Annotated in this window: 24 protein-coding genes; 21 read left to right on the plus strand and 3 right to left on the minus strand. The window is 48.5% G+C overall.

What is annotated here, in order from left to right; translation table 11 throughout:
- Positions 1-50: 50 nt before the first annotated feature.
- Positions 51-689 (minus strand): FusB/FusC family EF-G-binding protein, encoded by a 639-nt coding sequence (locus P401_RS0116500; RefSeq protein ID WP_029343324.1) that lies wholly within the window; start codon positions 687-689, stop codon positions 51-53.
- 123 nt (positions 690-812) lie between these two features.
- Between P401_RS0116500 and P401_RS0116505 the strand changes: the two genes are divergently transcribed.
- The 3 genes from P401_RS0116505 to P401_RS0116515 all read left to right on the plus strand — a co-directional run bounded on the left by P401_RS0116505 (position 813) and on the right by P401_RS0116515 (position 2,539).
- The gene (locus P401_RS0116505) at positions 813-1,547 is read left to right on the plus strand and encodes a hypothetical protein (RefSeq protein WP_029343326.1); all 735 of its coding nucleotides are present in this window, start codon (positions 813-815) and stop codon (positions 1,545-1,547) included.
- Between the two features lie 64 nt (positions 1,548-1,611).
- Positions 1,612-2,061 (plus strand): general stress protein, encoded by a 450-nt coding sequence (locus tag P401_RS0116510; RefSeq protein WP_029343327.1) that lies wholly within the window; start codon positions 1,612-1,614, stop codon positions 2,059-2,061.
- Between the two features lie 28 nt (positions 2,062-2,089).
- Positions 2,090-2,539, plus strand: coding sequence for a universal stress protein (locus P401_RS0116515; protein WP_029343329.1), 450 nt, complete (start codon positions 2,090-2,092; stop codon positions 2,537-2,539).
- A 40-nt stretch (positions 2,540-2,579) separates the two neighbouring features.
- Here the strand turns inward: P401_RS0116515 and P401_RS0116520 are convergent, their stop codons facing one another.
- Positions 2,580-2,771: a hypothetical protein gene (locus P401_RS0116520; RefSeq protein WP_029343330.1), complete on the minus strand. Its 192-nt coding sequence runs from the start codon at positions 2,769-2,771 to the stop codon at positions 2,580-2,582.
- Positions 2,772-2,905: 134 nt separating this feature from the next.
- Between P401_RS0116520 and P401_RS0116525 the strand changes: the two genes are divergently transcribed.
- The 18 genes from P401_RS0116525 (at position 2,906) to P401_RS0116615 (ending at position 23,832) form a co-directional block, all read left to right on the plus strand.
- Positions 2,906-3,349 carry a MarR family transcriptional regulator gene (locus P401_RS0116525; RefSeq protein ID WP_029343331.1) on the plus strand — a complete coding sequence of 148 codons (444 nt, stop codon included), beginning with the start codon at positions 2,906-2,908 and terminating at the stop codon, positions 3,347-3,349.
- 30 nt (positions 3,350-3,379) lie between these two features.
- Positions 3,380-6,046 carry an MMPL family transporter gene (locus P401_RS0116530; RefSeq protein ID WP_029343332.1) on the plus strand — a complete coding sequence of 889 codons (2,667 nt, stop codon included), beginning with the start codon at positions 3,380-3,382 and terminating at the stop codon, positions 6,044-6,046.
- A gap of 84 nt (positions 6,047-6,130) precedes the next feature.
- Positions 6,131-6,979, plus strand: a complete 849-nt coding sequence (locus P401_RS0116535; RefSeq protein ID WP_029343333.1) for an MBL fold metallo-hydrolase — start codon at positions 6,131-6,133, stop codon at positions 6,977-6,979.
- A gap of 78 nt (positions 6,980-7,057) precedes the next feature.
- On the plus strand, positions 7,058-7,186 hold the full coding sequence (locus P401_RS19070) for a hypothetical protein (protein WP_255415721.1): 129 nt from the start codon (positions 7,058-7,060) through the stop codon (positions 7,184-7,186).
- A gap of 107 nt (positions 7,187-7,293) precedes the next feature.
- Complete coding sequence (locus P401_RS0116545) at positions 7,294-7,998, plus strand: hypothetical protein (RefSeq protein ID WP_029343334.1); 705 nt, start codon at positions 7,294-7,296, stop codon at positions 7,996-7,998.
- A 112-nt stretch (positions 7,999-8,110) separates the two neighbouring features.
- Positions 8,111-9,273, plus strand: a protein-coding gene (locus tag P401_RS0116555) for an IS3 family transposase (protein ID WP_152548205.1) whose coding sequence is annotated in 2 segments (ribosomal slippage) — positions 8,111-8,387 and positions 8,387-9,273 — 1,164 coding nt in all. Because the reading frame shifts where the segments join, the coding sequence is not laid out codon by codon here.
- A 130-nt stretch (positions 9,274-9,403) separates the two neighbouring features.
- On the plus strand, positions 9,404-10,564 hold the full coding sequence (locus P401_RS0116560) for an ROK family transcriptional regulator (protein WP_029343336.1): 1,161 nt from the start codon (positions 9,404-9,406) through the stop codon (positions 10,562-10,564).
- Between the two features lie 220 nt (positions 10,565-10,784).
- A complete protein-coding gene (locus P401_RS0116565) occupies positions 10,785-11,267 on the plus strand; it encodes a hypothetical protein (RefSeq protein WP_029343337.1) in 483 nt (160 codons plus the stop codon).
- Positions 11,268-11,296: 29 nt separating this feature from the next.
- Positions 11,297-12,607 carry an ABC transporter substrate-binding protein gene (locus P401_RS0116570; protein WP_029343338.1) on the plus strand — a complete coding sequence of 437 codons (1,311 nt, stop codon included), beginning with the start codon at positions 11,297-11,299 and terminating at the stop codon, positions 12,605-12,607.
- Between the two features lie 72 nt (positions 12,608-12,679).
- Entirely contained in the window at positions 12,680-13,642 is a 963-nt protein-coding gene (locus P401_RS0116575) for a carbohydrate ABC transporter permease (protein ID WP_029343340.1), read from the plus strand.
- Positions 13,643-13,655: 13 nt separating this feature from the next.
- Complete coding sequence (locus tag P401_RS0116580) at positions 13,656-14,441, plus strand: carbohydrate ABC transporter permease (protein WP_023466970.1); 786 nt, start codon at positions 13,656-13,658, stop codon at positions 14,439-14,441.
- A 25-nt stretch (positions 14,442-14,466) separates the two neighbouring features.
- Entirely contained in the window at positions 14,467-16,461 is a 1,995-nt protein-coding gene (locus P401_RS0116585) for a beta-galactosidase (RefSeq protein WP_029343342.1), read from the plus strand.
- Between the two features lie 14 nt (positions 16,462-16,475).
- Positions 16,476-18,599, plus strand: a complete 2,124-nt coding sequence (locus P401_RS0116590) for an alpha-galactosidase (protein ID WP_029343343.1) — start codon at positions 16,476-16,478, stop codon at positions 18,597-18,599.
- On the plus strand, positions 18,596-19,768 hold the full coding sequence (locus P401_RS0116595) for a galactokinase (RefSeq protein ID WP_029343344.1): 1,173 nt from the start codon (positions 18,596-18,598) through the stop codon (positions 19,766-19,768). Before P401_RS0116590 ends, P401_RS0116595 begins: the two co-directional genes overlap by 4 nt.
- Positions 19,769-20,767 (plus strand): UDP-glucose 4-epimerase GalE, encoded by a 999-nt coding sequence (galE, locus tag P401_RS0116600; RefSeq protein WP_029343345.1) that lies wholly within the window; start codon positions 19,769-19,771, stop codon positions 20,765-20,767.
- A gap of 29 nt (positions 20,768-20,796) precedes the next feature.
- Positions 20,797-22,293: a UDP-glucose--hexose-1-phosphate uridylyltransferase gene (locus P401_RS0116605; protein ID WP_029343347.1), complete on the plus strand. Its 1,497-nt coding sequence runs from the start codon at positions 20,797-20,799 to the stop codon at positions 22,291-22,293.
- Positions 22,290-23,294 (plus strand): aldose epimerase family protein, encoded by a 1,005-nt coding sequence (locus P401_RS0116610; protein ID WP_029343348.1) that lies wholly within the window; start codon positions 22,290-22,292, stop codon positions 23,292-23,294. Before P401_RS0116605 ends, P401_RS0116610 begins: the two co-directional genes overlap by 4 nt.
- A gap of 127 nt (positions 23,295-23,421) precedes the next feature.
- A complete protein-coding gene (locus P401_RS0116615; protein WP_029343350.1) occupies positions 23,422-23,832 on the plus strand; it encodes a VOC family protein in 411 nt (136 codons plus the stop codon).
- Here P401_RS0116615 and P401_RS0116620 read toward each other — a convergent pair.
- Positions 23,806-24,306, minus strand: a complete 501-nt coding sequence (locus P401_RS0116620; RefSeq protein WP_029343351.1) for a methylated-DNA--[protein]-cysteine S-methyltransferase — start codon at positions 24,304-24,306, stop codon at positions 23,806-23,808. The two genes, P401_RS0116615 and P401_RS0116620, sit on opposite strands and share 27 nt — an antisense overlap.
- Positions 24,307-24,381: the final 75 nt, after the last annotated feature.

Raw genomic sequence — 24,381 nt, forward strand, 5'->3', positions numbered from 1 at the left:
ATACCGAACCTTATCGGATCAGTCATACGAACGTGTTTTTTTGATGCCGATCATTTCTTTTGCGTGCGTGCTAAGAACGTTTCAATGACTTCTGGATTCGTCACAGCTTGATTACATGCATCGCTGTCGATACACATATGATGACCAATCGTCTGATGCTGTTCAGCTGAACGACGTGTCGTGGCGGTTACGAGTGTGATGTCACTATACGTATGGCAAATCGCACAAATCCCTTTTTGGATCGATGGAAGATAGGTTCCCTCGACGCCGATCCATTGATCGTCCAAAGGATAGACGAAGTATTTTTTACGATTCCCGGTATCGTTCCAGCTTAAAAACGTCGTGTGAGCCCATTCAAAGGAGTGAAGTGGCGGAACATGTAACTTTTTCGTTTTTTTGAAGAGCTGACGGATCCGTGATTCAGAAATGCTCGGAAACGGTTGGACGAACGGTTCGACATGTGCTAAATACGCGAGGAGATCTTGTTCGGATTCAGCGTCACGAATGTTCGTCAACAGCGCTTCCTGTTCTGGTGTAAGTACGGGCAATAGATCGAATATCTTTTCAGCAGCACTATACCGGACAGCATCACGAACATCCGGATCATGAACGGCAGCGAATTGATGTTGTAACAGATCGACTTGATTCCGAATAAAGTTGTATTGATAGGGCAATAAAAATGCGTCCATTCGCGTTCCTCCTTTTCTTTTCATCGTACCGGAATTTAGCAACAGAACAAAGCGACATTTTTGTTTTTCTGCCTCTTGCAAGGGGAATTGAATAACAGAATGAACGAGGAGGTGAAGAGGGACGTGCAGTATTTAACATTTTTACGCCTCATGAATATAGGAGCATTCCTCTTTGCATTGCTAGCGCGCGTCGTTTGGTCAAATCCGGTCACCATTCCTGCGTTGCCTCTTGTTCCAGCATCTTTTTTCGATGCGATTACAGGTGTCGTGTTCACGACGTTGTTAATTTGGTGTATTCGACCGGTTCGTGCCTTTCCTGCAGATCGAGAACTGATTGAAGATATCGGAGGATGGCTCGCGTTATCACTCGTGACGCTTGGCGTCAGTAGTATGACCGGACCACCATGGGAACTTGTCTGGACAACGATTTCATTCATTAGTCTGTGCTTAGTTTATATGAAAATTCAACACCATCCGCGACGATCGCCTTGGATGCGCTCTCCGATTTCAGTCCTGCTCGCCTGGATGAGTACGATGTTGTTGATTTTACCATTTCGGATCTTATCCGATTTTCAGTTCACTTCGCTATTTGGTCTTTCCGAACAGCAATGGAGTACGCTCGCACTCGTCGTAGCGATTATCGGAGGACTCTTGTTTGTCATCATTCATTCCGACTGGGTGTTTGGTCTCACGCTCGTCTGGTATTTGATTGGACTGTTCTTTAACGATCGCCTCGCTCTTGTGCAACAAATCGTAACAGGAATCGGGATCGTAGGTGCTTTACTGTTGTGCTATTACGTCTTTTATAAACGGCAACGTCTTTTTCGACAGCAATCACCGAAGTCTTCTTCGTCTTAGTCATGTTTTAGGTGAATTTGGGGTATATCCCATATAGCTGTTATAAAAGGGGGAGACGTGTGTCATGGGAAAAAAACAATGGATTGGTGTCTATCAAAATGAAACGGATTTGATTCGAAAAATCGAGGATTTACATTTTGCGGGTTATTTAGAAGAGGATCTGTATGTCGTGTTACAAGACAAGACCGATATGGCGATGTTACGTGGACAATCAGCGGCTCAACTCGTCTCCGGGAAACGGACGCTGTTTGAGCGGTTTACAGGCAAACCGTCTTCGGCTGAGGAAATTCAAACTGCCTTTACGGAACTTGGGTTACCAGAGTCGGATATTCGTCAGCATGTCTTACGTGTCCAGCAAGGTGAGTATGTCCTGTTAGCAGACGAGGCAGGAGCAGCACGTCCTGCGCCGGAACCAAAAAGTATTTTGGAGACTGAACCAGAAGGGATCGAGGCAGAACGGAAACTTGATCACGAAAACCGCGCCCTCGAAAATGAAAATGACCGGATGCTGTAAGAGAGTCGTGCAGAAAGGATGATTCTTGATGGAGAGCCAGTATCATACGATTTTAGTGGCAGTCGATGGATCAAAGACGGCAGATCTTGCCTTTGAAAAGGCAGTGAAATTTGCCAAACTCGATCGTGCTAAACTCGTTATCGCCCATGTCATTGATATTCAGACATTTGCTAATGTACGTGCCAATAAGCGTTTCATTGATCAAAACGTCACGGAATATGCACAAGGACTGCTCGATCGTTACGAGAAGCGGGCACGAGAAGCAGGCATCGAGACAGTTGAACTGGTCATCGAAAATGGCTCTCCCAAAACATTGATTCCGAAGGTCATCGCACCACGTGTCGGTGCTGGGTTGATCGTCTGCGGGGCGGTCGGGATGAATGCGATGGAACGCATCATGATCGGGAGTGTCTCTGAAAACATCTCCCGTTATGCAAAATGCGATATCTATATCGTCCGTCCTAAAACCTTGAAGTGATAAAACACAGCACACATCAGACGATGTGTGCTGTTTCATGTCATGTTAAAAAATAATAGAAGATGCCTAATAAAATCAAAATGATCGGAAGAAAAATAAAATACATCCAAGACATGTTTTTGGCCGAAGTTTTATGGTCATACTTTTCTTCTGCTGGTTGCTTGGCAATCCGTAACGTAAAGACAAGACCTACGAGACAGATGACTAACGCAATCCAAAACAAAGTCAACATAAGCAAGCTCCTCTCTTCTTTTATCATACAGAAATTGGTCATGTTCTGCATCTGTAAGTTGTGACAGTTTAGAGTTGACAGCCTTCTAGTTGAGGGGCTAAACTAACTTCATAAGTTTAGGGGGTAAACTAAAAATGAAAGACAATTTACGTGAAGCAGTCCTCCTGTTTGAAGAAGTCATGATCCACGGAACAGAACGTGTGTTGAAGTCGGTCGAAGCACCCGTTTGGCAAATGTATTCACCGGAGCAACTTCATGTGTTGAAGCTCGTCGGAAAATATGGACCGATTTCGTCCGGTCGTCTCGCGGCAGTGCAGGGTGTTCACAAAAGTGCCATCTCCAACCGGCTGAAAAAGTTGACGGAAAAAGGTCTCGTCATCGTCGAACGACGAGAAGACGACCACCGGACGAAGTACATTTCGTTGACGGAATCAGGTCGGTTAGTGGCAACAGAAGCGGAGCAAGAAATCTATACGTATCTTGAGAATTTGATTGAAGGAAAGGTCGAGGAAGAAGAAATCATTCAGTTCATCGAAACCTTCAAAAAGATTAAAGAGATTTTGCAGTTGAATGACTAAAAACAGATAGAAGGAAGAGGAGAATCGGATATGCGACAAATCGTCAAATGGCGCTGGGCAATTCTTGCGTTATTGCTCATCGTTACAGTAGGTTTACTATTTACGGCACCAAACTTGGCTAAACAAGCAGAAGAAGCAGGTGCGATTCAGCTTGCAAATGATGCTGATTCGCAACGGGCAGCTGACATTTTAGAAAAAGCGGGGGCCAGCGAAGAAACGATCTCGCTTGTCATTCCGCTCAAAGACAAAGTCAGCGATGCCGATCGAAAGTCGATCGGACAAATCGTTCAGGATTTAGAAGCACTTGATCGTCCGGTCACGGATGTGCTGGATCCGTTTGAAAACAAAGAGACGGAAGGACAGCTCGTCTCAAAAGATAAAAAGACGGTCCTCGTGCCGATTACAGTCGACGGTTCGCAAGAAGAAATCGTCAAACTGGCAAAACAAATCCGGACGGATCTCTTACCAAAGGATCAAACGATCTATCTAACGGGTGAAGCGTTAATCAACGATGACGTTAATACGAGCTCACAAGAAGGATTGAAGCGGACAGAACTGATTACCGTCGGATTGATTTTCGGACTGCTTCTGCTCGTTTTCCGTTCAGTCGTCACACCGTTCGTCCCACTCGTTGCAGTTGGGTTTACGTACCTGATCAGTCAATCACTCGTCGCCTTTTTCGTCGATTGGTTCGGCTTCCCGGTATCGAACTATACGCAAATCTTCCTCGTCGCCATTCTATTCGGGATTGGGACGGATTATTGTATCTTGCTCCTGAGCCGGTATAAGGAAGAGTTGACGGCAGGGCACGACGTTGAGACAGCAATCGTCAACACGTATAAGACAGCAGGGCGTACGTTACTAATCAGTGGTCTCGCTGTTCTTGTCGGTTTCTCAGCGATCGGTTTTGCGGACTTCCCGATCTTTAAGTCATCGGTCGCCGTTGCGGTCGGGATTGCCGCACTCTTACTTGTTTTGTTCACACTCGTTCCATTCTTCATGGCGACATTAAAAGAAAAGCTATTTTGGCCATCTAAGAAGGCAGCGAGTCACCAGGATAGCAAGCTCTGGGCACATTATGGTGGATTATCAATCCGTCGTCCGTTGCTTGCGATGATCATCGTTGCGATCGTCACGGTCCCGACACTCTTTACGTATGATGATGACCTTTCGTTTAATACCGTCGATGAGATTGGTGCGAAGTATGAGACGGTCAAAGGACTCAATGCGATCTCGGATGGATTTGGTGCAGGTGAGTCGCTCCCGGTCAACGTCATCCTGAAGAGTGACGATGATTTGATTACTGAAAAAACAGTTCCTTATGCGGAACAACTCAGTCGCGAACTGGTGAAGATTGACGGGGTCAAATCGGTTCGTTCGATTTCTCGTCCGACAGGCGAAGTCATCAATGATTTCTACGTCGATCGTCAATTAAAACAAGTTGCTGATGGCATGAAAGAAGCAACAGCTGGTCTTGGGGACGTTCAGTCTGGTCTGACGACCGTTGAAGATAATCTCAACGGCATCACAGGACAGCTACCGGCAGGAGACGCGGCTTCAGCAGGTGCGAGTCAGTTGCAACAAGCAGCAGACGGACTCGGGCAAATCAACCAACAGTTGACGCTTGTCGGTCAAGGGTTACAATCGACCCAAAACATCCCGCAAACCGTCGGAACGTTGAATGCATTGTCTGGTCAATTGAGCCAAGTTCAAGCTGGCATTAGTCAAGCAGCGAGCGGTATCGCGTCTCAAGGAGCGCAAGCCGGTCAGTTGGGGAACGGATTAACACAACTTGCGGATGGTGTCGGTCAAGCGAACGAAGGACTGACGAAAATTGAAAGTGGTCTTGAGGAAATCTCGGATCTTCTGACCGAGATGGGACAAGCGACATCGATTCGGGGGACAGGTGTGTTCGTACCAAAAGATACGCTATCGGATAAAGCCTTTAAACCAGCGATTGATCGTTACGCGATTGATCAACAGACGGGATTGAAGTTCGAAGTCATCCTCGAGGATGATCCGTATTCTCCAGAAGCGATTCAAACCGTCGCTGCGATCAAAGAGACGACAGCGAAGACAATCAAAGATACACCATTTGAAGACAGCAGTGTTGCATACGGTGGGATCTCAAGCGTCAACAGTGATTTAAACGATACGTCAAAAGCCGATTTCAAACGAACGGTGACGGTCATGCTGATCAGTCTCTTCGTGATTCTAGCGATCATGTTCCGTTCATTGATCATGCCGTTGTTCATGATTGGTTCGTTATTGCTAACGTATTATACGTCGATGTCGATCGCAGAGCTGATCTTCGTCAACGGACTCGGATATGACGGTATCAGTTGGGCTGTTCCGTTCTTCGGATTCGTCATGTTGATTGCCCTTGGTATCGACTACTCGATCTTCCTACTCGACCGTTTCCGGGAAGAGACGATCAACGGACTCGATACGAAGGAAGCGATGTTCCTGTCGATGAAAAAAATGGGGTCTGTCATCATCACGGCAGCGATTATTCTTGCAGGAACCTTCGGGGCGATGATGCCGTCTGGTGTCTTGAGTCTCGTTCAAATCGCGACGATCGTCATCACAGGTCTACTCTTGTATGGTTTGATCGTCTTACCACTCTTGATTCCAGCAATCACGGTATCGTTCGGTAAAGGAGTCTGGTGGCCGTTTCGACCAAACGCTAAAAAATAACAACTAAGCAGACCGGGTTCGTCTTCTAGATGAACCCGGTTTTGTCATGACGTATACTAAGAGCAGATGATAAGGAGGTAGGATATGCAACACTTCAAACAATTGACTTCACGGATTTGGTATCAGACACCGGTCAGCGAGACGGATCGACCGATTCTTGCTGTCGTGCGTGGGGAGAAGCATCAATTGATGATTGATGCGGGGAACTCGTCAGCCCATGCAGCACTATTCTTAGAAGAAATGAAGAAACACGAACTTGGATCACCTGACTTATTGGCATTGACGCATTGGCACTGGGATCATATCTTTGGAATGAAACATCTTGGTCTCCCATCAATCGCAACCAAGCAAACGATCACGCATATGAAGGAGATGCAGCCGTATGCCTGGACGGATGAAGCGTTACAAGAACGAATGGATCAAGGCATCGAGATTCCGTTTTGTGCGGACGCGATCAAGCTCGAGTTCGGAGTGACGCGCGATATCGAAATTGTCTTACCGACGATCGGCTTTGAAGGACAACTGGAGCTCGATTTAGGTGGGGTGCATTGTCAACTGATCGAAGTCGAAAATGATCACTCTCCAGGAAGTCTATTTGTCTACATTCCGGAAGAACGTGTCGTGTTCTTAGGTGACGCGATGTATGCCGATATCTTCTCACCAAGGTGGAATTATACGGTCGAACGAACGACGCGTTTACTAGCGACACTCGATCGTTTAGATGCCGACTATTATATCTGGTCGCATGGAGAAGCGATGCCGAAGTCGGAATTTGAAGAAGAGGTTCAGGTATTGCGTCGAGCCATTCGCGTAACAGAAGCGACCGGGGGACGACTGAAGGACATGCGAACCTTGTATGCAGAAGAGACCGGACGATCGTTGACAGAAGATGAGACCGAAACATTGATTTATTTCGCAAATGGAATGAAATGACAGATCATAACAAGGGATAGGATGGTGGATGTCGAAATGAATAAAGTACTACAAGCTTATTAAAGGGAGTGGTACTGTATGACGAAGCCAAGATTCGAACGGGATGAAACCGTCGATCGCGTCTTTTTTGGGAAAGCGGGCATCTTCTCATTTTTAATCATCGTCGGAGGCATTCTATATCTACTATATGATCTGTATCTACAATGACCGGGACGCATGCGTTCCGGTTTTTTGAATTCAGGGGAGTGCACGAAAACCAGATATTGGGTAATAACTTGCGTGAGGTTGTTCGATAAGGTGAGAGGAGATGTCGGATGAAACGAATTCAAATTGCGGATTTTGATCGACGCATGCCATCGATTGAACTGGTCGAAAAGGATGATCACTATGAAGCGATGCTTGTACCGAGTTATGACCATACGTATCCTTCGACACAAATCCGGACGATCCGCTTAGCGGATATCTCCGTCAATCTGATTGTGACTCCGCAAGAAACACTGCTTGTTTCTGCGCTTTTTCATAAACCGGTTCAAGTGACGGATATTGTTTCCTGGATGCAGCTGTATACGATTAGTTTTGCCCAGTCGGATGAGACTGGTTATTTCGTCGAACAAGCAGATGAAATTTTAGAAGTTGTCTTGTATCAAAAACATCCGATCGTCATCGCGACACGTGGTCAGGATCGCTTGTATTACGATACGTCCGGGGCGATCGAAGTCCGACGGGCGATGAATGAATCGGTCGGCGAACGTCCGTTACTTTATTTGAATGGGGAAGCCTGGTACGGTGTCCCACGCTTGACGTTTAATCGCATGAAGGATGAGTTACACGTTAACGGCACATTTCTTTATGCGGATTACATGGATACGTATCACGGAAAAATCGGTTTCTTTCGCGAGAATGATCCGGCATTACCGATCGTCTTGCTCGTCGGTCAAGCCATCGTTGAAATCGAACTGACCGAGAATCCGGACGGTTCACGCGTCCTGATTTTGGAACAACCGTATGACGAAGCATGAAAGTGCACAAAAACCGTTCGGCAGGTTGGGCTAACCTAAAATTTTGAGACAATATAAAACACCTTCGGAGTGGTACACTTTTAAAAAGTACTAACATCGGAGGTGTTTTTGCATGGGCAAAAACGTATATTCAAGTGAAGTGAAATGGGCAGTAGTCAAAGATAAGCTGAGTGGTAAGTTAACGACGAGAGAAATCATGGAGAAGTACGGAATCAAAAATGAATCTCAAATCAAAACATGGATGAGATGGTATCGCTCTAACGAACATTATCGATTTGATCAGCCAATCGGTAAACAATATACCTATGGACATGGTCCAGATTCTGCGAGTGAGGATGACAAGAGAGAACGACAAATGTCACATCTGAAGATGGAAAATGAGATCTTAAAAAAGTACATGGAAATCGAAAGAGAGTTGAGAAAGAAGTAGTCATAAAAATTGTAGAGTTTCTTCGGAGAAAGTATACAATCACCGCCATTCTTAGCGCTTTGAATGTACCAAGAGCAAGCTATTACCGTTGGATTAAGGAATCTGTGAAAGCACCTTCGGTGCTCGAAAAAACCGTCATTGAACTAAGTAAACAGACCAAGTATCGGAATGGACATCGAAAAATAAAGGCATTATTACAGCAAATCTATCAGTTAAAAGCCAATCGGAATACCGTACAGAAAATCATGCAAAAACACCATCTCCAATGTCGGATCAAGCCGAAGCGAAGATGGAAATCTCAAGGTGAGCGCATCATAACGGCACCGGATCTCATCAAGCGCGATTTCACAGCAAGTAAACCGAATCAAAAGTGGGTGACGGATATCACCTATATCCAATACGGCAGCACGACGAAATATCTTTCCACCATCATGGATCTTTTTAATAACGAAATCGTCGCATACAAGTTATACGAGCATCAACAAACGTCTCTTGTGATTGATACGTTGAAGATAGCGCTTGAGAATCGAAACTATCCCGAAGGGGTCATCCTTCATTCGGACCAAGGAAGTGTCTATACGTCATACGCCTTTCAAGAATTCGTTAAAAGGAATCACCTAACAAGCAGCATGTCTCGTAGAGGAAACTGTTGGGACAACGCAGTTATCGAATCGTTCCACTCTAATTTAAAGTCCGAGGAATTCCAGTACGTCAAATTTAATTCACTAAGAGACCATGAGGTCTCTGAACGCGTTACTAATTACTTAAATTACTATAACGAAGAACGAATCCAAGAAAAATTAGGCTACCTGACACCGAAAAAATACGGTGTACAGGCAGCCTAATCAAGGTGTTTTATATGTGTCTCATATTGCTAGGTCAGTCTAAGATGAACGGTTTTTGTGTGAGACCGTGAAATCCCTTACAAAATATGCGAAGATAGTAAAGAGACAGACCAAAGGGGTTGAGGGGGACATGGCGAAAGAAACACCGCGTAATTCTAAATGGATGCGTTCCTATAATCGAGCACTCGTCTTGCGACTGATCCGGATGCATCAACCGATTTCGCGGGTCGAGTTAGCACAACGGACGAACTTGACGAAGCCGACGGTATCGAACATCGTCAGTGAATTGATTGCAGAACAACTCGTGACGGAGCGAGAGCTTGGGATATCAAATGGGGGACGAAAACCGATCATGCTCGAACTCGTCGCAACAGAGCAGTACGTCATCGGCATCGATGCAACGAGTCACCAATTCATCGGTGTCGTTGCTGATTTAAGTGGGAACACGATTCATGAGTCCGAAGCCGTGGGACGCTTTGAGACGAATGAAGAACTGGTCGAAGCAATCGGACGCTTATGCGAGACCTTGATTGCACAGACAGAAGGACGGGGAACGATTCACGGAATCGGGATCTCCGTCCACGGGATGGTAAATCCGGAGACAGGTGTCATTCTTTTTGCTCCACGTTTCCACCTGCATGATGTTGAGTTAAAGGTACAACTCGAAGCACGCTTTGACTATCCTGTCTTCATCGAAAATGATGTCCGGGCACTCGCTTCGTTTGAGTTATTGTTCGGTGAAGGCGTCGGGGTTGAACAATTCTTCTATCTCTATGCTGGGGAAGGTATCGGGGGTGCTTATGTGCTCGACGGACAGCTTGTCGACGGACAACATCATATTACGGGAGAGGTCGGACATATGCGCCTTGATCTCGATGGTCCGATTTGCTCGTGTGGGAACCGGGGATGTCTAGAAGCACTAGCAGGCGAAAAAGCATTATTACGGGATTATGCGGTCGTTGATCCACAAGTCTCGACGCTTGCTGATTTGCGCAAGCGGTTGAACGAGGGAGACGAGCAGGCGGTTCGTGCGTATGAACGGGCGGGGGAATATATCGGAATCGGTGTCTTGAATACAATTCATCTCCTGAATCCACGCCGAATTTTACTTGGGGGACCAATGTTCGAGCTCGCACCGACGATCGTTGATCAAATCAAGGAACGGGTCGAGCACACGGCGTTGACCGCTGCTTCACGTGAAACCGATGTCAAGATGGTCCCATGGGGTGAAAAACAGGGAGCACTCAGTGCGGCTGCCCTTGCAACGAACAGTTTATTTCAAACGATTTAATGCACCGATTCCGTGTCTTGCGAACCAGCAGGAGATGGAATCGGTTTTGTTATTCAAAATAATTTAATGAAACCGTTTACAAATTAAAAAGTGATGTGCTATAGTCGATGTAAAGTTAGATAATAAATTTAATTTACTAAGTTCATGGTCAACTAAGTGGAGGTGGATGCAGGTTAGCAGGGGCTAATCAAGCTGAAGCAGGAAAGGGAGGCATCGCGCAATGGAACCACAAGATCCATGGGTTTCGTACCGTGAAGCTTTCGGGCGTTACGGAGCAATCCGCGGTTTTTATTTTCATCGGTCGACGCAACAGATGACAGAACAAGGTCCAGGCGATGTCCCGACAGACGAGCAGGATATCGTGCTCGTCCGACCACGACGTGACGGTGTGTTTCAATTCCGGATGTCATCGGTACAAGGGGTCCTGACGATCCGTTCATCCGAGCTACACATTCGAAAAAATGAGAGCGGATACATTGAATTACGCGCACTCATGCAACACATGCGCTCTGCCGGTTGTTTGACGCTCGGTGGGGAGTTCTATCTCTTCGTCCGACCGGACGTCGATACGCTGGCGTACCGTCTTCGATTGATCGCCCGCGTATTGATTCAGCTACAGGGAATGCCGATTCAGACGAAAGTGATCGAAGAATGGTGCAAACAAGCACAAATTGAAGGGGAACACGCTAGACGATACGCTTGACTACTTACACATAAAAGGGGAGCTCTTACATGAAATTCAAAAAAACGAAACTCGTTGCTGCAGCATCAGTCCTGACATTATCCGCATTCCTTGCTGCTTGTGGTGGAGAAGATGAGCAACAAACGAAAACGAAAGACGGTAAGACGATCGTCACATGGTGGGGCTGGGCGCCACAACCTGAAGCGGGGAAAGCAGTCGTTGATGCGTTCAACGAATCGCAAGACAAATACGTCGTTCAATTCAAACGCTACAGTGAAGACTATGAAAAACAATTACAAGTCGCGATGTTGTCAGGTAAGGGTCCAGACATCATCGGTCTAAAAGAACCGATGATCCAGCAGTACAAGGATCGTGTCGTACCCGTTGATTCGTACATGGATAAAGCAGCAGGCAAAGGCTGGAAAGACAAGTTCGTCGAGCTTGGAATCGAACAAACGACACTCGACGGTAAACAATATGCAGTGCCAATCGGGTTCACAGGTCAAGCGTACTTGATGTACAACAAGACGATGCTCGACAAATACGGCGTGACACCACCGAAGAACTACAAAGAAACAGTCAGTGCAGTCAAGAAGATCAAAGACTCAGGCGATAAAGTCATCCCACTCATGCTCGGAGCAAAAGATGCGTGGATCGATATCGACGTCTACAACGTCCTCAGTCACCAAGTCGCACCAGGCTACATCCAAAAAGTTCTTTCGGGTGAAGCGAAGTGGACAGACGACGAGATGGTCAAAACAGCGCAAATCTGGCAAGACCTCTTCAAGGATAAAGTCTTCCAAGAAGGTGCACTTGGTTTAGCGACGTACAATGACGGGATGAACCAATTCTTCGATAAAAAAGCAGCGATGTGGGTCATCGGTTCATGGGAAGCACACTCGATGACGACGAAAGAGAAAAAAGAAAAATGGAAAATCGATGATGAGCTCGGATTCGTTCCACTCCCGAACTTAGCAGGCGGAACAGAGCAACCCGTCATCGCATCGATCGACATGGCACTTGGTGTCAACAAAGAGTCAAAACAACAAGAAGGTGCAGCGGAGTTCATCGCCTTCATGAGCCAAGGAAAAGGACAAGAAGTCTACATGGGTGAGTTCGAGATGGCACCTGGAATCAAGGACGTCAAAGTCGATTCAGATGCTGCCTTCACATCGGAAGGTGAAAAAGAGTCGTACAAGATGTTGAACGAAACATTAGCAAAAGCGGTTGCTAGCCGTGGTATCCGGGATACGAAATTAAACGATATCCTCGGTAAGGAACTTCAAAATATCGCGACAGGACAAGATCCGAAAGAAGCATTACAACGCGTTCAAGACGCAGCGGATCAATCAGCGAAATAAGACTCGACAGTGAAGTGGTACGCCTGCGTGCCACTTCCTGATTTTTGGACTTGAGGAAAGTGGGGAATCCATATGCAGACAGAGCGACAGGAATTGCCGATTAAACCAAAAGCAGAACCGCTCCAGCCGGTAGCGACACGTACGCCTGCGCCAAGGAAGAAAAAGAACATGAAGCGGAACATGGTCGGATGGGCTTTCGTTGCCCCGATCGTCTTGTTCGTCGTCAGCTTCATCTATTATGGGATCTTCTATAACGCCTATAACTCGTTCTTCTCGTGGGACGGAATCTCGTTTGACAAAGCGTTCGTCGGACTCGACAACTATGCTGAGATGTTCCAAGATCCAGACTTCTATCTCTCGCTGAAGAATACGTTCATCTTCACGATTTTAACAGTCACGATCCAAGCCGGTATCGGTCTTGTCTTGGCGTACTTCCTGCATACACCGGGACCAATGCGGACGGCGATGAAGTCGGTCTTCTTCTTCCCGGTCGTCTTGAGCCCTGTCGTACTCGGTGCGGCATTCTCACAAATCTATGATTTCCAGTTTGGTTACATCAATGAGTTCCTCCGTGCAATTGGTCTCGGTAGCCTCGAACAGAACTGGCTCGGTGACCCGGATATCGCGCTTTATTCCGTCATTGCAATCAACATCTTCCAGTGGACGGGTTCTTCAATGGTCATGTACTACATGGCGATGTTGACGATTGAGAAGGAAATCTTCGAAGCAGCAAAAATCGATGGAGCTGGATTCTTCCGGACACTGTGGAGCATCGTCTTCCCGAACTTGAAAGGAACGACGTTCACACTTTCGATCCTCGGTGTCATCGGTGGTCTGAAGACGTTTGACTTAGTCTGGATCACAACAGCCGGCGGACCGGGATCGTCGACGGAGTTCATTTCGACTTATCTATTCCGGAAATCGATGTTGCAACAGGAAGTTGGTTACTCGAGTGCTGTTGCCATCATCCTGTTGACGATTGCCTTACTCATCACGTACTTCCAATTGCGCGTACAAAAGAAAATGGATAACTAAGGAGGAACGACCCATGGATGTAGAATCTAAAAAAAGCCGCTGGATGATCAACCTTGTATTGGTGCTGGCATCAATCGTCTGGTTATTCCCGATTTTCGTCATGTTCAAAGAGAGTCTCCGAATCAATGGATTCGACAACTATATCGCGACACTGCAAAACCCGAACTTCCCAACGTTCGTCTTCAACAGTTTCTTCGTTGCCTTCTTCATGATCATCATCTCGATCACGATTCTGGCATTCGCGGCGTTCGCCTTCTCGAAACTTGAGTTTGCTGGAAAACGCCTTTTGTTCAACATGGTCTTAGCGGGTCTGATGTTACCCGTCGCTTCGATGATCGTTCCATTGTTCTTCACGCTCCGTTCGTTTGACGGACTGAACAACCACTGGGGACTGATCGGAGCGGAAGTCGCATTCTTCTTACCATTCGGTCTGATGCTCATCAAAGGGTACTTCGATGAACTACCAAACGAACTGATGGAAGCCGCGTATATCGATGGGGCGACGATTCTTGAAGTCTTCTTCAAAGTTATGCTACCGCTCGCAAAACCAGCCCTCGCAACAGCTTTAATCTATGCGTTCCTTAACTCATGGAACGAATACTTGATGGTTCTTACGTTCATGACGGATCCTGCCTATCAGACAGTGACGATGGCACCAAGTTTCTTCAAAGATGCACTCGGTGGGGACCCAGGAAAAATCTACGCGTCACTTGTTTTGATCAGTTTACCGACGATGATCTTCTATATCTTCTTCCAACGTTTCTTCCAAAAAGGAATGACGGCGGGTGCAGTAAAATAATTGTTTTTGCGTAAGGAGGAGCACAATGTATTTAGGAGTCGATTATTATCCAGAACAAACACCACGAGCACTATGGGAGGAAGATTTCCGGCTGATGAAGGAACTTGGCGTCAACGTCGTTCGTCTCGCAGAATTCGCTTGGTCCATGATGGAGCCGGAAGAAGGCGTCTATGACTTCAGCTTTTGGGATGACGTCATCGAACGCTTGAGTGCGGAAGGATTCGACATCGTACTCGGAACACCAACTGCGACACCACCGGCTTGGTTATGTACGAAGTATCCAGAAATCTTACCGGTCGATGAGAACGGTGTGACAATCAGCTTTGGTGCTCGTCGCCATTATACGGTCCACAGCGAAACCTACCAGCGTCTATCCGTCAAGATCACGGAAGAGATGGCGAAACGATATGGTCAACATCCTCGTGTCATCGGGTGGCAAACGGATAATGAATACGGGCATGAGAAATCGGATCGTTCTTACGGCGATGTCGACCGCGCTGCTTTTCAGCGTTGGTTAGAGAACCGTTACGGAACGCTCGATGCCTTGAACGAAGCATGGGGAACCGTCTTCTGGAGTCAGACGTACACGGCGTGGGAGCAAATCCCGGTACCGCGTAAAGTCTATCAGGAACACAACCCATCCTTGCTCGTCGACTTCGATCGCTTCTGTGCCGACGGCTATACGTACTACAACAAATTACAAGTTGATGTCTTACGTCGCTACATTCCAGAGAACGTCTTCATCACGCACAATCTGGTCTACAGTGACATGGCGGTCAATCAGCAACAAATGGCGCAAGACCTCGATTACGTGGCGTTCGATAACTACCCAGTCTGGGGTGGACTACCGGAGCCGAACCGGTTCGAGAAGATGGCGAGTGATCACGATCTTTGCCGCTCTTCGAAGCAAGGAAAAGGGTTCTGGGTCATGGAACAGTTGAGTGGCGCACAAGGCTGGAGCAAAATCGGTTACTTGCCACGACCAGGACATATTCGCCTCTGGACGTACCAAGCGGTCGCGCGGGGAGCGGAAGCGATCGTCTACTTCCGCTTCCGGGCTGCTCATTTCGGAACAGAGGAGTTCTGTCACGGCATCATCGATCATGACGGCAAACCGAAGCGGAAATTCGAAGAAGTCAAACAGATCATGACGGAACTGAATACGTATGGCGATGAGATCAACGCGAGCCGTTATGACGCGAAAGTCGGTGTCTATTTCGATCAAGAAAACGTCTGGGCGTGGACACACCAGCCACACAGTGATGCGTTTGATTTCCGGACGGAGTTCGTCCGCTTCTATGGTGGAGCGGTTCGTCAACAAGTCGCAACCGACATCGTCTTCCCAGGTGATGATCTATCTCGTTATAAACTGATCATCGTTCCGCTCTATTTCTTAACGAATCCAACGTTCGATGACGCCTTGATTGCGTACATGGAACAAGGCGGTCACGTCATCTTCACGTACCGGACAGGTGTTAAGGATGCACGGAATCATGTCGTACCGACGACGTTACCGGGTAAGTTCGCGCCGTATGCGGGCATCGAGATCGACGAATATGAGTCACTCCAATCCGTTCAGCAACATCAGGTGACAGGCATCGGCGAGATGGTAGGACAATCTTCAACAGCCCGACTCTGGTGTGATCTTATTACACCGACGACAGCAGAGACGCTCGCTGTCTATGAAGATACGTTCTATGAGGGTGTAGCGGCTGTGACGCGCAATGCCTATAAAGGAATGATTACCTACATCGGCTCATCGATTGATGATGCGATGATCGATACGATTTACCGTCAAGCGTTCACTGAGGCCGGCATCGAGATGATCGAGGCGCCGGATCAAGTCGAAATCGTGCGTCGTCATGGCGAAAAACGTGATTTCCTCTTCTTGATGAACCATGACACGAAAGAAACGCGGGACGTCACGTTAGACGGAACATACCAAGCATTGACAAAAGATGAGACATATCGTGGAACGGTCCAGCTCGCACCACTTGAGACACTGATTCTGACGACGTAAGGAGGAAGAGAACCATGGCAATCTTTGAAGTAGCAGGACGTCGTTTCGTCATCGAAGGGAAACGGGTCGCTCACGTCGTCACGATCGGTGCGAACGGCAAGCTGATTCACACGTATTTCGGTGCCAAGTTACCATATCGAGATGATTATGAAGCGTTACCGAGTCCGGTCGTCGCACACAGTTCGTTTGAATCACCAGACGGTGTCGCGACATACGATTTCGTACCATTCGGTGAGATGTTGTATACGGAGCCGACATTAAAATCGGAACGAGAAGACGGACAACGGATTCACCAGTTCCAGTTTGAACGCTCTGAGCAGACAGAAACGAAATTGACGCTCTGGCTGTTTGATCCCTTGCAGGAGATGCGTGTCGGGGTTCAGTACGAAGTGTTCGCCGATTATGACATCATCGGTCGTTCAATCGTCGTCGAAAACACGGGACGATTACCTGTTCGTTTAACAGCAGCCCAGTCCTTTGCGATGGGACGCTGGCATCAACCGAATCTAAAACTGCATCATTTCGCTGGGATGTGGACAGGTGAGTTTAAGAAACAGATCACACCGGTGACACCAGGACGCCAGACGATTGAAAGTCGGCGTGGGGTGACGAGTCACCAAGCGAATCCCTGGTTCGCACTTGAGCAGGACGCGACAGAGGATAGCGGTGAAGTCGTTTACGGACATTTTGCTTATTCCGGCAACTGGGCGATTCACGTCGAACAAGATGCGTTCGGTTTCGTTCAGCTATCGGGCGGCATGAATCCGTTTGACTTCAGCTGGAAACTATCCCATCAACAGCAGTTGACGACACCAACATTCTACATCGGGTATGCGGACGGTTTCGCGGATATGAGTGCTCATGCGCATGCCTTTCAGCGGGACGTCATCATGCCACGTACGACCGATCGTCCAGTCCTTTATAACTCATGGGAAGCGACGTATTTCGATGTGACAGAGTCTGGTCAACGTGAACTCGTTGATCTTGCAGCAGGAATCGGTTGTGAACTGTTCGTCGTCGATGACGGATGGTTCGGCGAACGCCACTCCGATCAAGCGGGACTCGGTGACTGGCATGTCAATCGGGAAAAGTTCCCGAACGGTCTAGAACCTTTGATCTCGTATGTGAAACAACAAGGCTTACAATTCGGTCTGTGGGTCGAACCGGAGATGGTCAACCCAGACTCTGATCTATACCGGGCGCATCCGGACTGGATTTACCATGCACGGGATGCGGTCCGGACGACGTCCCGGAATCAATACGTCTTAAATCTCGGATTACCAGAAGTCGAGCAATTCATTCTCGAGATGATGGATGATCTGCTAACGCGTCACGCGATCGACTACATCAAATGGGACATGAACCGTGCCTTCTCGGAACCAGGTGTTCCAAAAGATCAGACGGATCGCCAACAAGAACTGTGGAAACGTCATGTCGATGCATTGTACCGGATCTTTGATGAATTGCGTCGCTTGCATCCGACGGTCGACTTCGAAGCCTGTGCCGGTGGTGGCGGACGAATCGACCTTGGAATCCTCTCACGGACGGAACAAGTCTGGACGAGTGATAACACCGATCCACTTGATCGCTTACAAATTCAGCATGACTTCTCGTATGCCTACAATGCGAAGATGATGAGCTGCTGGGTGACGGACGGACCAAACTGGTTGAATGGACGCAACGTACCACTTGCGACGCGATTCGTCTCTTCGATGCAAGGCACACTCGGCATCGGTGGCAACTTAAGCGAGTGGTCAACGGATGAACTTGCGGAAGCAAAAGGCTGGATCGAGACATACAAAGCGATTCGTCCGACGATTCAACGCGGCATCCAGTACCGCCTCTCTGCTTTTACACAACAGACGCCAAGCGTCATGCAGTATACATCAGAAGAAGAAACGGTCTTGCTCGCGATCGCGTCACTTCGACAATACGGAACACACCAGTATCACTTCAAGCTCAAAGGACTCGACCCAGCAATGCGTTATCAAGTCGAGGACCGGACGTTAAGCGGCGCTTACTTGATGCAACAAGGCTTGACGTTCTCATACACGACAGACTATGAAGCCCGCTGCTTGCGGATTCAGCCAGTCCACCGTGCGCTCTCACTACTTGAATCAAAGGAGACGATCGTATGACAGACCAGACGTTAGAAGCACAATTTGAACAGCGGTTTGGCTCACCGTCGACGCATCGCTTCTTTGCACCAGGACGGATCAACTTAATCGGTGAACATACGGATTACAATGGCGGTCACGTCTTTCCATGTGCGTTGACGTTCGGTACGCATGCGATCGCACGAAAACGAGACGATCAACGCTTCCGCTTCTACTCACTGAATTTCGAGCAAGACGGCATCATCGAAGTCGCACTCGACGAACTTGCGTATGACGCGACGCACAGTTGGGCGAACTATGCGAAGGGGATGATTACAGTCTTACAGGAAGCCGGGTACCGAATCGATTCAGGATGTGACATCCTGATTCAAGGTGACATCCCGAATGGAGCTGGTCTTTCATCATCGGCTTCGCTTGAACTCGTCATCGGTGTCTTGCTCGATCGATTATACGGATTAGAGATTCCACGTCTTGATCTCGTCCGGTTCGGTCAACAAGTCGAAAACCGTTATATTGGCGTCAACAGTGGTATCATGGATCAGTTTGCGATCGGTATGGGAAAAGCGGGAGCGGGATTGTTGCTCGATTGTGAGACGCTCGATTATACGTATGCCCCACTCGATTTGACGGGGTATACAATCATCATCATGAATACGAACAAACGCCGTGAATTGGCGGATTCGAAATACAATGAACGCCGGGCGGAATGTGAGACAGCACTCGCTTATCTCAATCAATTCACGCCACGGGAAGCACTCGGACAATGGACGACTTCAGAATTTGCAAAAGTCGCATGGGAAGACGAACGTTTGATGCGTCGCGCCCGCCATGCGATTTCAGAGAATGAACGAACGCTTCAGGCACTAGCAGCACTTGAAGCGGGAGAACTGACGACGTTCGGTCAGTTGATGAACGCTTCACACGTCTCGTTACGGGAAGATTATGAAGTGACAGGGATTGAACTCGATACACTCGTCGAAGCGGCTTGGGAACAACCGGGCGTGCTCGGCGCACGGATGACAGGTGCTGGTTTTGGGGGCTGTGCGATTGCGATCGTTGAAGACGAGGCAGTCGACGCCTTCAAACAAGCTGTCGGCGAACATTATGAAGCACGGATCGGTTACTCGGCGACGTTCTATACGGCGACGGTCGGTGACGGAGCACGTGAAATCGAACGGGAGGTCATCTAAATGGCAACGTTAGTCGTAGGTGGAGCTGGTTATATCGGCTCCCATGCCGTCTATCAATTGATTGATGCCGGAAAGGATGTCGTCGTCATCGACCATCTGCAATCCGGACACCGTGAAGCGGTTCATCCGCAAGCGCGTCTATATGAAGGAGACATACGCGATCGTGCTTTTCTCGATCGCGTCTTTACGGAAGAGACGATTGAACAAGTCGTTCATTTCGCTGCTTTTTCACTCGTCGGCGAGTCGATGACGGAACCATTACGTTACTTTGATAACAACGTTTACGGGACACAAGTGTTGCTCGAAGCGATGACTGCTCATGACATCAAACAAATCGTCTTCTCTTCGACGGCAGCGACATACGGTGAACAGGAACAAATGCCGATTCTCGAAACAGCGGAAACACGTCCAACGAATGCCTATGGTGAGACGAAGTTGATGATGGAGAAGATGATGCGATGGTCTGAACAAGCGTATGGCTTACGTTACGTCGCGTTACGTTACTTTAATGTCGCCGGTGCACGGGCAACCGGAGAGATCGGGGAAGACCATACACCAGAAACACATTTGATTCCGCTCGTCCTTGAAGTCGCCAACCGACAACGGGCAGAAATTTCGATTTATGGCGATGATTATCCAACGCCGGATGGCACGTGCATTCGTGATTACATCCATGTTGAAGACTTGATCGATGCCCATATACGAGCACTCGATTATTTAGCGAATGGCAACGATAGTACGGTCTTTAACCTCGGTTCAAGCCAAGGGTTTTCCGTGCGAGAAATCATCGAAGCAGCTCGTCGTGTAACGGGACATCCGATTCCAGAACGAATCATCGAACGTCGTGCAGGGGATCCGAGTATCTTGATCGCCGGATCCGCTAAAGCAAAAGAAGTTCTCGGCTGGACACCACAACGTACCGACATCGAAACAATCATCCGTGATGCTTGGAATTGGCATGCGCACAATCCAGAAGGATACCGGACGAGCGTTCGTTAAAGAGAGACAGAATGAGGAGAGTGACGGCGATGAATGAACTCATCCAACAGTTAGTAGCGCAAGCAATCCAGGAACGCTTGATTGAACCGGAAGATGCGATCTACGCCCGGAACCGGATTCTAGCGCGGGTCGGTAAAGCCGATTTTGAAGAACAGGCAGACGTACCATCTCGCCCAATTCCAGATGTTTTGGATGACATGATCGAAGTGTTGATCGCAAGCGGACAGTTGCCGGCGCGTCTTGAAGACAAAGAGCAGTTCGCAGCAGATGTGATGGATATCTTCGTCGCCCGTCCATCTGACGTGACGGCGGTATTCCGTCGTCTGTACGCTGAATCACCTATTGCTGCGACGGATTATTTTTACCAACTGAGCCAAGCAAGTAACTACATTCAAACGAAACGGATTGCTAAAAATAAACGTTATCAAGCGGAGACAGCTTACGGAACGATCGATGTCACGATCAACTTATCGAAGCCGGAAAAAGATCCGCGTGAAATCGCGGCAGCCCGGACGGAGGCACCGACGACGTCGAACTATCCGACCTGCCTGTTATGCGTTGAAAACGTCGGCTACGCGGGTCGTGCGAATCATCCAGCCCGTGCGAATCACCGAATCGTTCCGCTGACACTGATGGAAGAACCATGGGCACTACAATACTCACCGTATGTCTACTACAACGAACATAGCATCATTTTGTCGCAGGAACATCGTGACATGGTCATCAATCGGGATGCGTTTGCACGTCTGCTCGCCTTCGTCGAGCAATTCCCACATTACTTTGCTGGTTCGAACGCCGACCTGCCGATCGTCGGTGGATCGATCTTGACGCATGATCATTATCAGGGCGGTCGCTATACGTTTGCGATGGACCGGGCAAACGCTTTAACATCCTTTACGTTCCCGGATCAGCCGACAGTCACTGGTGAAACCTTACACTGGCCACTGAGTGTGTTGCGTCTGAAAAGTACAGATGCGTCGGCACTACTCGATGCTGCGACGACCGTCTATGAGACGTGGTTGACGTATACGGATGAGAGTCAAGAGATCCAGTCACACACAGGTGAGACGCGACACAATACGGTGACGCCGATTGCTCGTCAGCGTGATGGACAATTCGAGCTCGATCTCGTCTTACGGAACAACCGGACGTCAGCAGAACATCCGGACGGTATTTTCCATACGCATGCTGATATTCACCATATCAAACGGGAAAATATCGGTTTGATCGAGGTGATGGGACTGGCGGTCTTACCGGCACGTTTGCTCCAAGAGTTGCAACAGGTTGAACGATTCATCACAGGTGAAATCGACGAAGTGGCAGTTGCTCATGCTGACTGGGCAGAGGAACTAAAACAAGCGTATGACGGTCAAGATGTCACGATGTACGTCGAACAAGCAGTCGCCGCGAAATTCGTACGTGGTCTCGAGGACTGTGGCGTCTTTAAGCAGACGGAAGACGGTCAGGCAGCGTTCGGACGATTCATTCAACTCGTGACGCGCCAACCGGTGGAGGAACAACGATGACACGACTACTTGAGAAAGAGTTGATCCGCCATACGTTACGTCAGGAAGGCATCGAAGTGACACTCTGGAACTACGGCGGCATCATCCAAGATATCCGGACGATCGATCGGGATGGTCATTTAGAGAGTGTTGTCCTTGGCCTCGAGACGGTGGAAGATTATCAACAGCACTCGCCTTACTTCGGGGCAATCGTCGGACGCGTCGCTGGTCGAATCGGACAGGCGCGCTTCGAAGTAGCGGGAGACGTCTATCCGCTCGTCGCAAACGACGGTGCGAATCATCTACATGGTGGGATTCACGGATTCGATCAAGCGTGGTTCGATGTCATTGAAGCGACGGATAGATTGTTCCACTTGCGCTTGAACAGTCCAGACGGAGAAGAAGGTTATCCGGGAACGGTCACGCTCGACGTGTATTATCGCCTAGACGATACAACACTGACGCTTGAGATGACGGCTGTAACGGATCAAACGACACCCCTCAATCTGACGAATCATACGTACTTCAACTTATCGGGAAATGCGAAGCGGGATGTGTTGGATCACGTCTTGACGTTACCAAGTGACTACTACTTACCGGTCCAGCCAGATGGCTTGCCGACGGGCGAACAACGGGATGTCTCCGGAACCCCGTTTGATTTCCGTAACGGTCAGTCGATTCGTGACGGGATTACGCTGGAACATCCCGAGACGATTGCTGTCGGAAACGGCTACGATCATCCATTCGTCTTGCGGGCTGACACACTCCGACTTGAAGATCCGGTATCCGGTCGCTTCGTCAACGTGACAACAAATCAGCCAGCAGTCGTGCTCTATACCGGAACGCAACTGCTGACCGATTATACGATTCATGGGGTTTCGGCTCGGCCATCGCTTGGCTTATGCCTTGAAACGCAAGTTCATCCGAATGCAGTCCATGAATCTGATTTTCCATCAATCCTGTTGTCACCCGGTGAGGCGTATCACTGGAAAACAGCTTATCGCTTTGGTGTAATATCTTGATTGATTCGAAGAAGCCCCGCTTTCCGTGTCCGGTTGGATAGGAAATTGGGGCTTTTTGTGTATAGAAGGAGATCGGGAAGAAAAGTGCGAAAGGTGATACTAAATCATAATTTAAGGAGGGATTTCCATGCAGTATGCCGCTACTCCTTGTCTCGTTTTTTCGGGACAAGCCAAGCAGGCGATTGCTTACTACGAAAACATATTTGCGATGACACGTCGCCGTCTCGTAATGGACGAAACAGGAGACACTGTCTATCACGCACAGTTATCAAACGGAGCGTTCGAATTGATGCTCTGGGACGAGAGTGATGCACCGGAGATCTCTCCTTCACTCCATCTGTTGTTGACTTTTACGTCGCTTGAAGAGCTCGAGCAAGTGTATCTGCGATTAACGACAGACGGTCAAATCGTCACACCTCTTGCTGTAGCAGACTTTGGAGGTTGGTATGCGCAAGTCCGCGATCCGTTCGGGATTCTTTTTGCTCTATCTTTCAGCGAAGAGGGACGAGAATCAGAGGCGTTGCTCGAGCGCGAGTAGCGTCCGCTTCATATTCAGACCGCCATGATAGCCGAGAAGATCGCCTTTTTTGCCAATGATCCGGTGACACGGAATCGCGAGCAGTAATCGATTTTTTCCGATTGCCGTGCCAATCGCGCGAGTCGCGTTCGGTCGAAAGAGACGTTCCGCGATATCAGAGTAGGTGGCGGTTTGACCGTACGGTACCGCGCGTAAAGCATTCCAGACTTCAAGCTGGAACGGGGTACCGACAGGCGCAAGCGGAAAGGACAGTGTCGTCGACTGCTGATTCAGATAAGCGAGTAGCTGCTCCGTATACGGAGCAAGCGCGGTGTCAGAAGCAATCCGATCGGCTCGGGGGAAGTGTTTTCGCGACCAGTCGTCGAATAGATCCTCCGGTTCATCCCAAGCGCCGACATAACAGAGACCATCTGCTGTAGCGGCGACCGGAAACGTATGCGTATTCCAGTGCAAACGAGTGAAGTACAGTTCCATGACATGTTTTCCTTTCTACACGAAATGAAGTGACGAATCCAAAAGAGGTGCTTCTGACGCAGAGGCACCTCTTTT

This window comes from Exiguobacterium acetylicum DSM 20416 (genome assembly GCF_000702605.1).
Taxonomy (GTDB): Bacteria; Bacillota; Bacilli; order Exiguobacteriales; family Exiguobacteriaceae; genus Exiguobacterium_A; species Exiguobacterium_A acetylicum.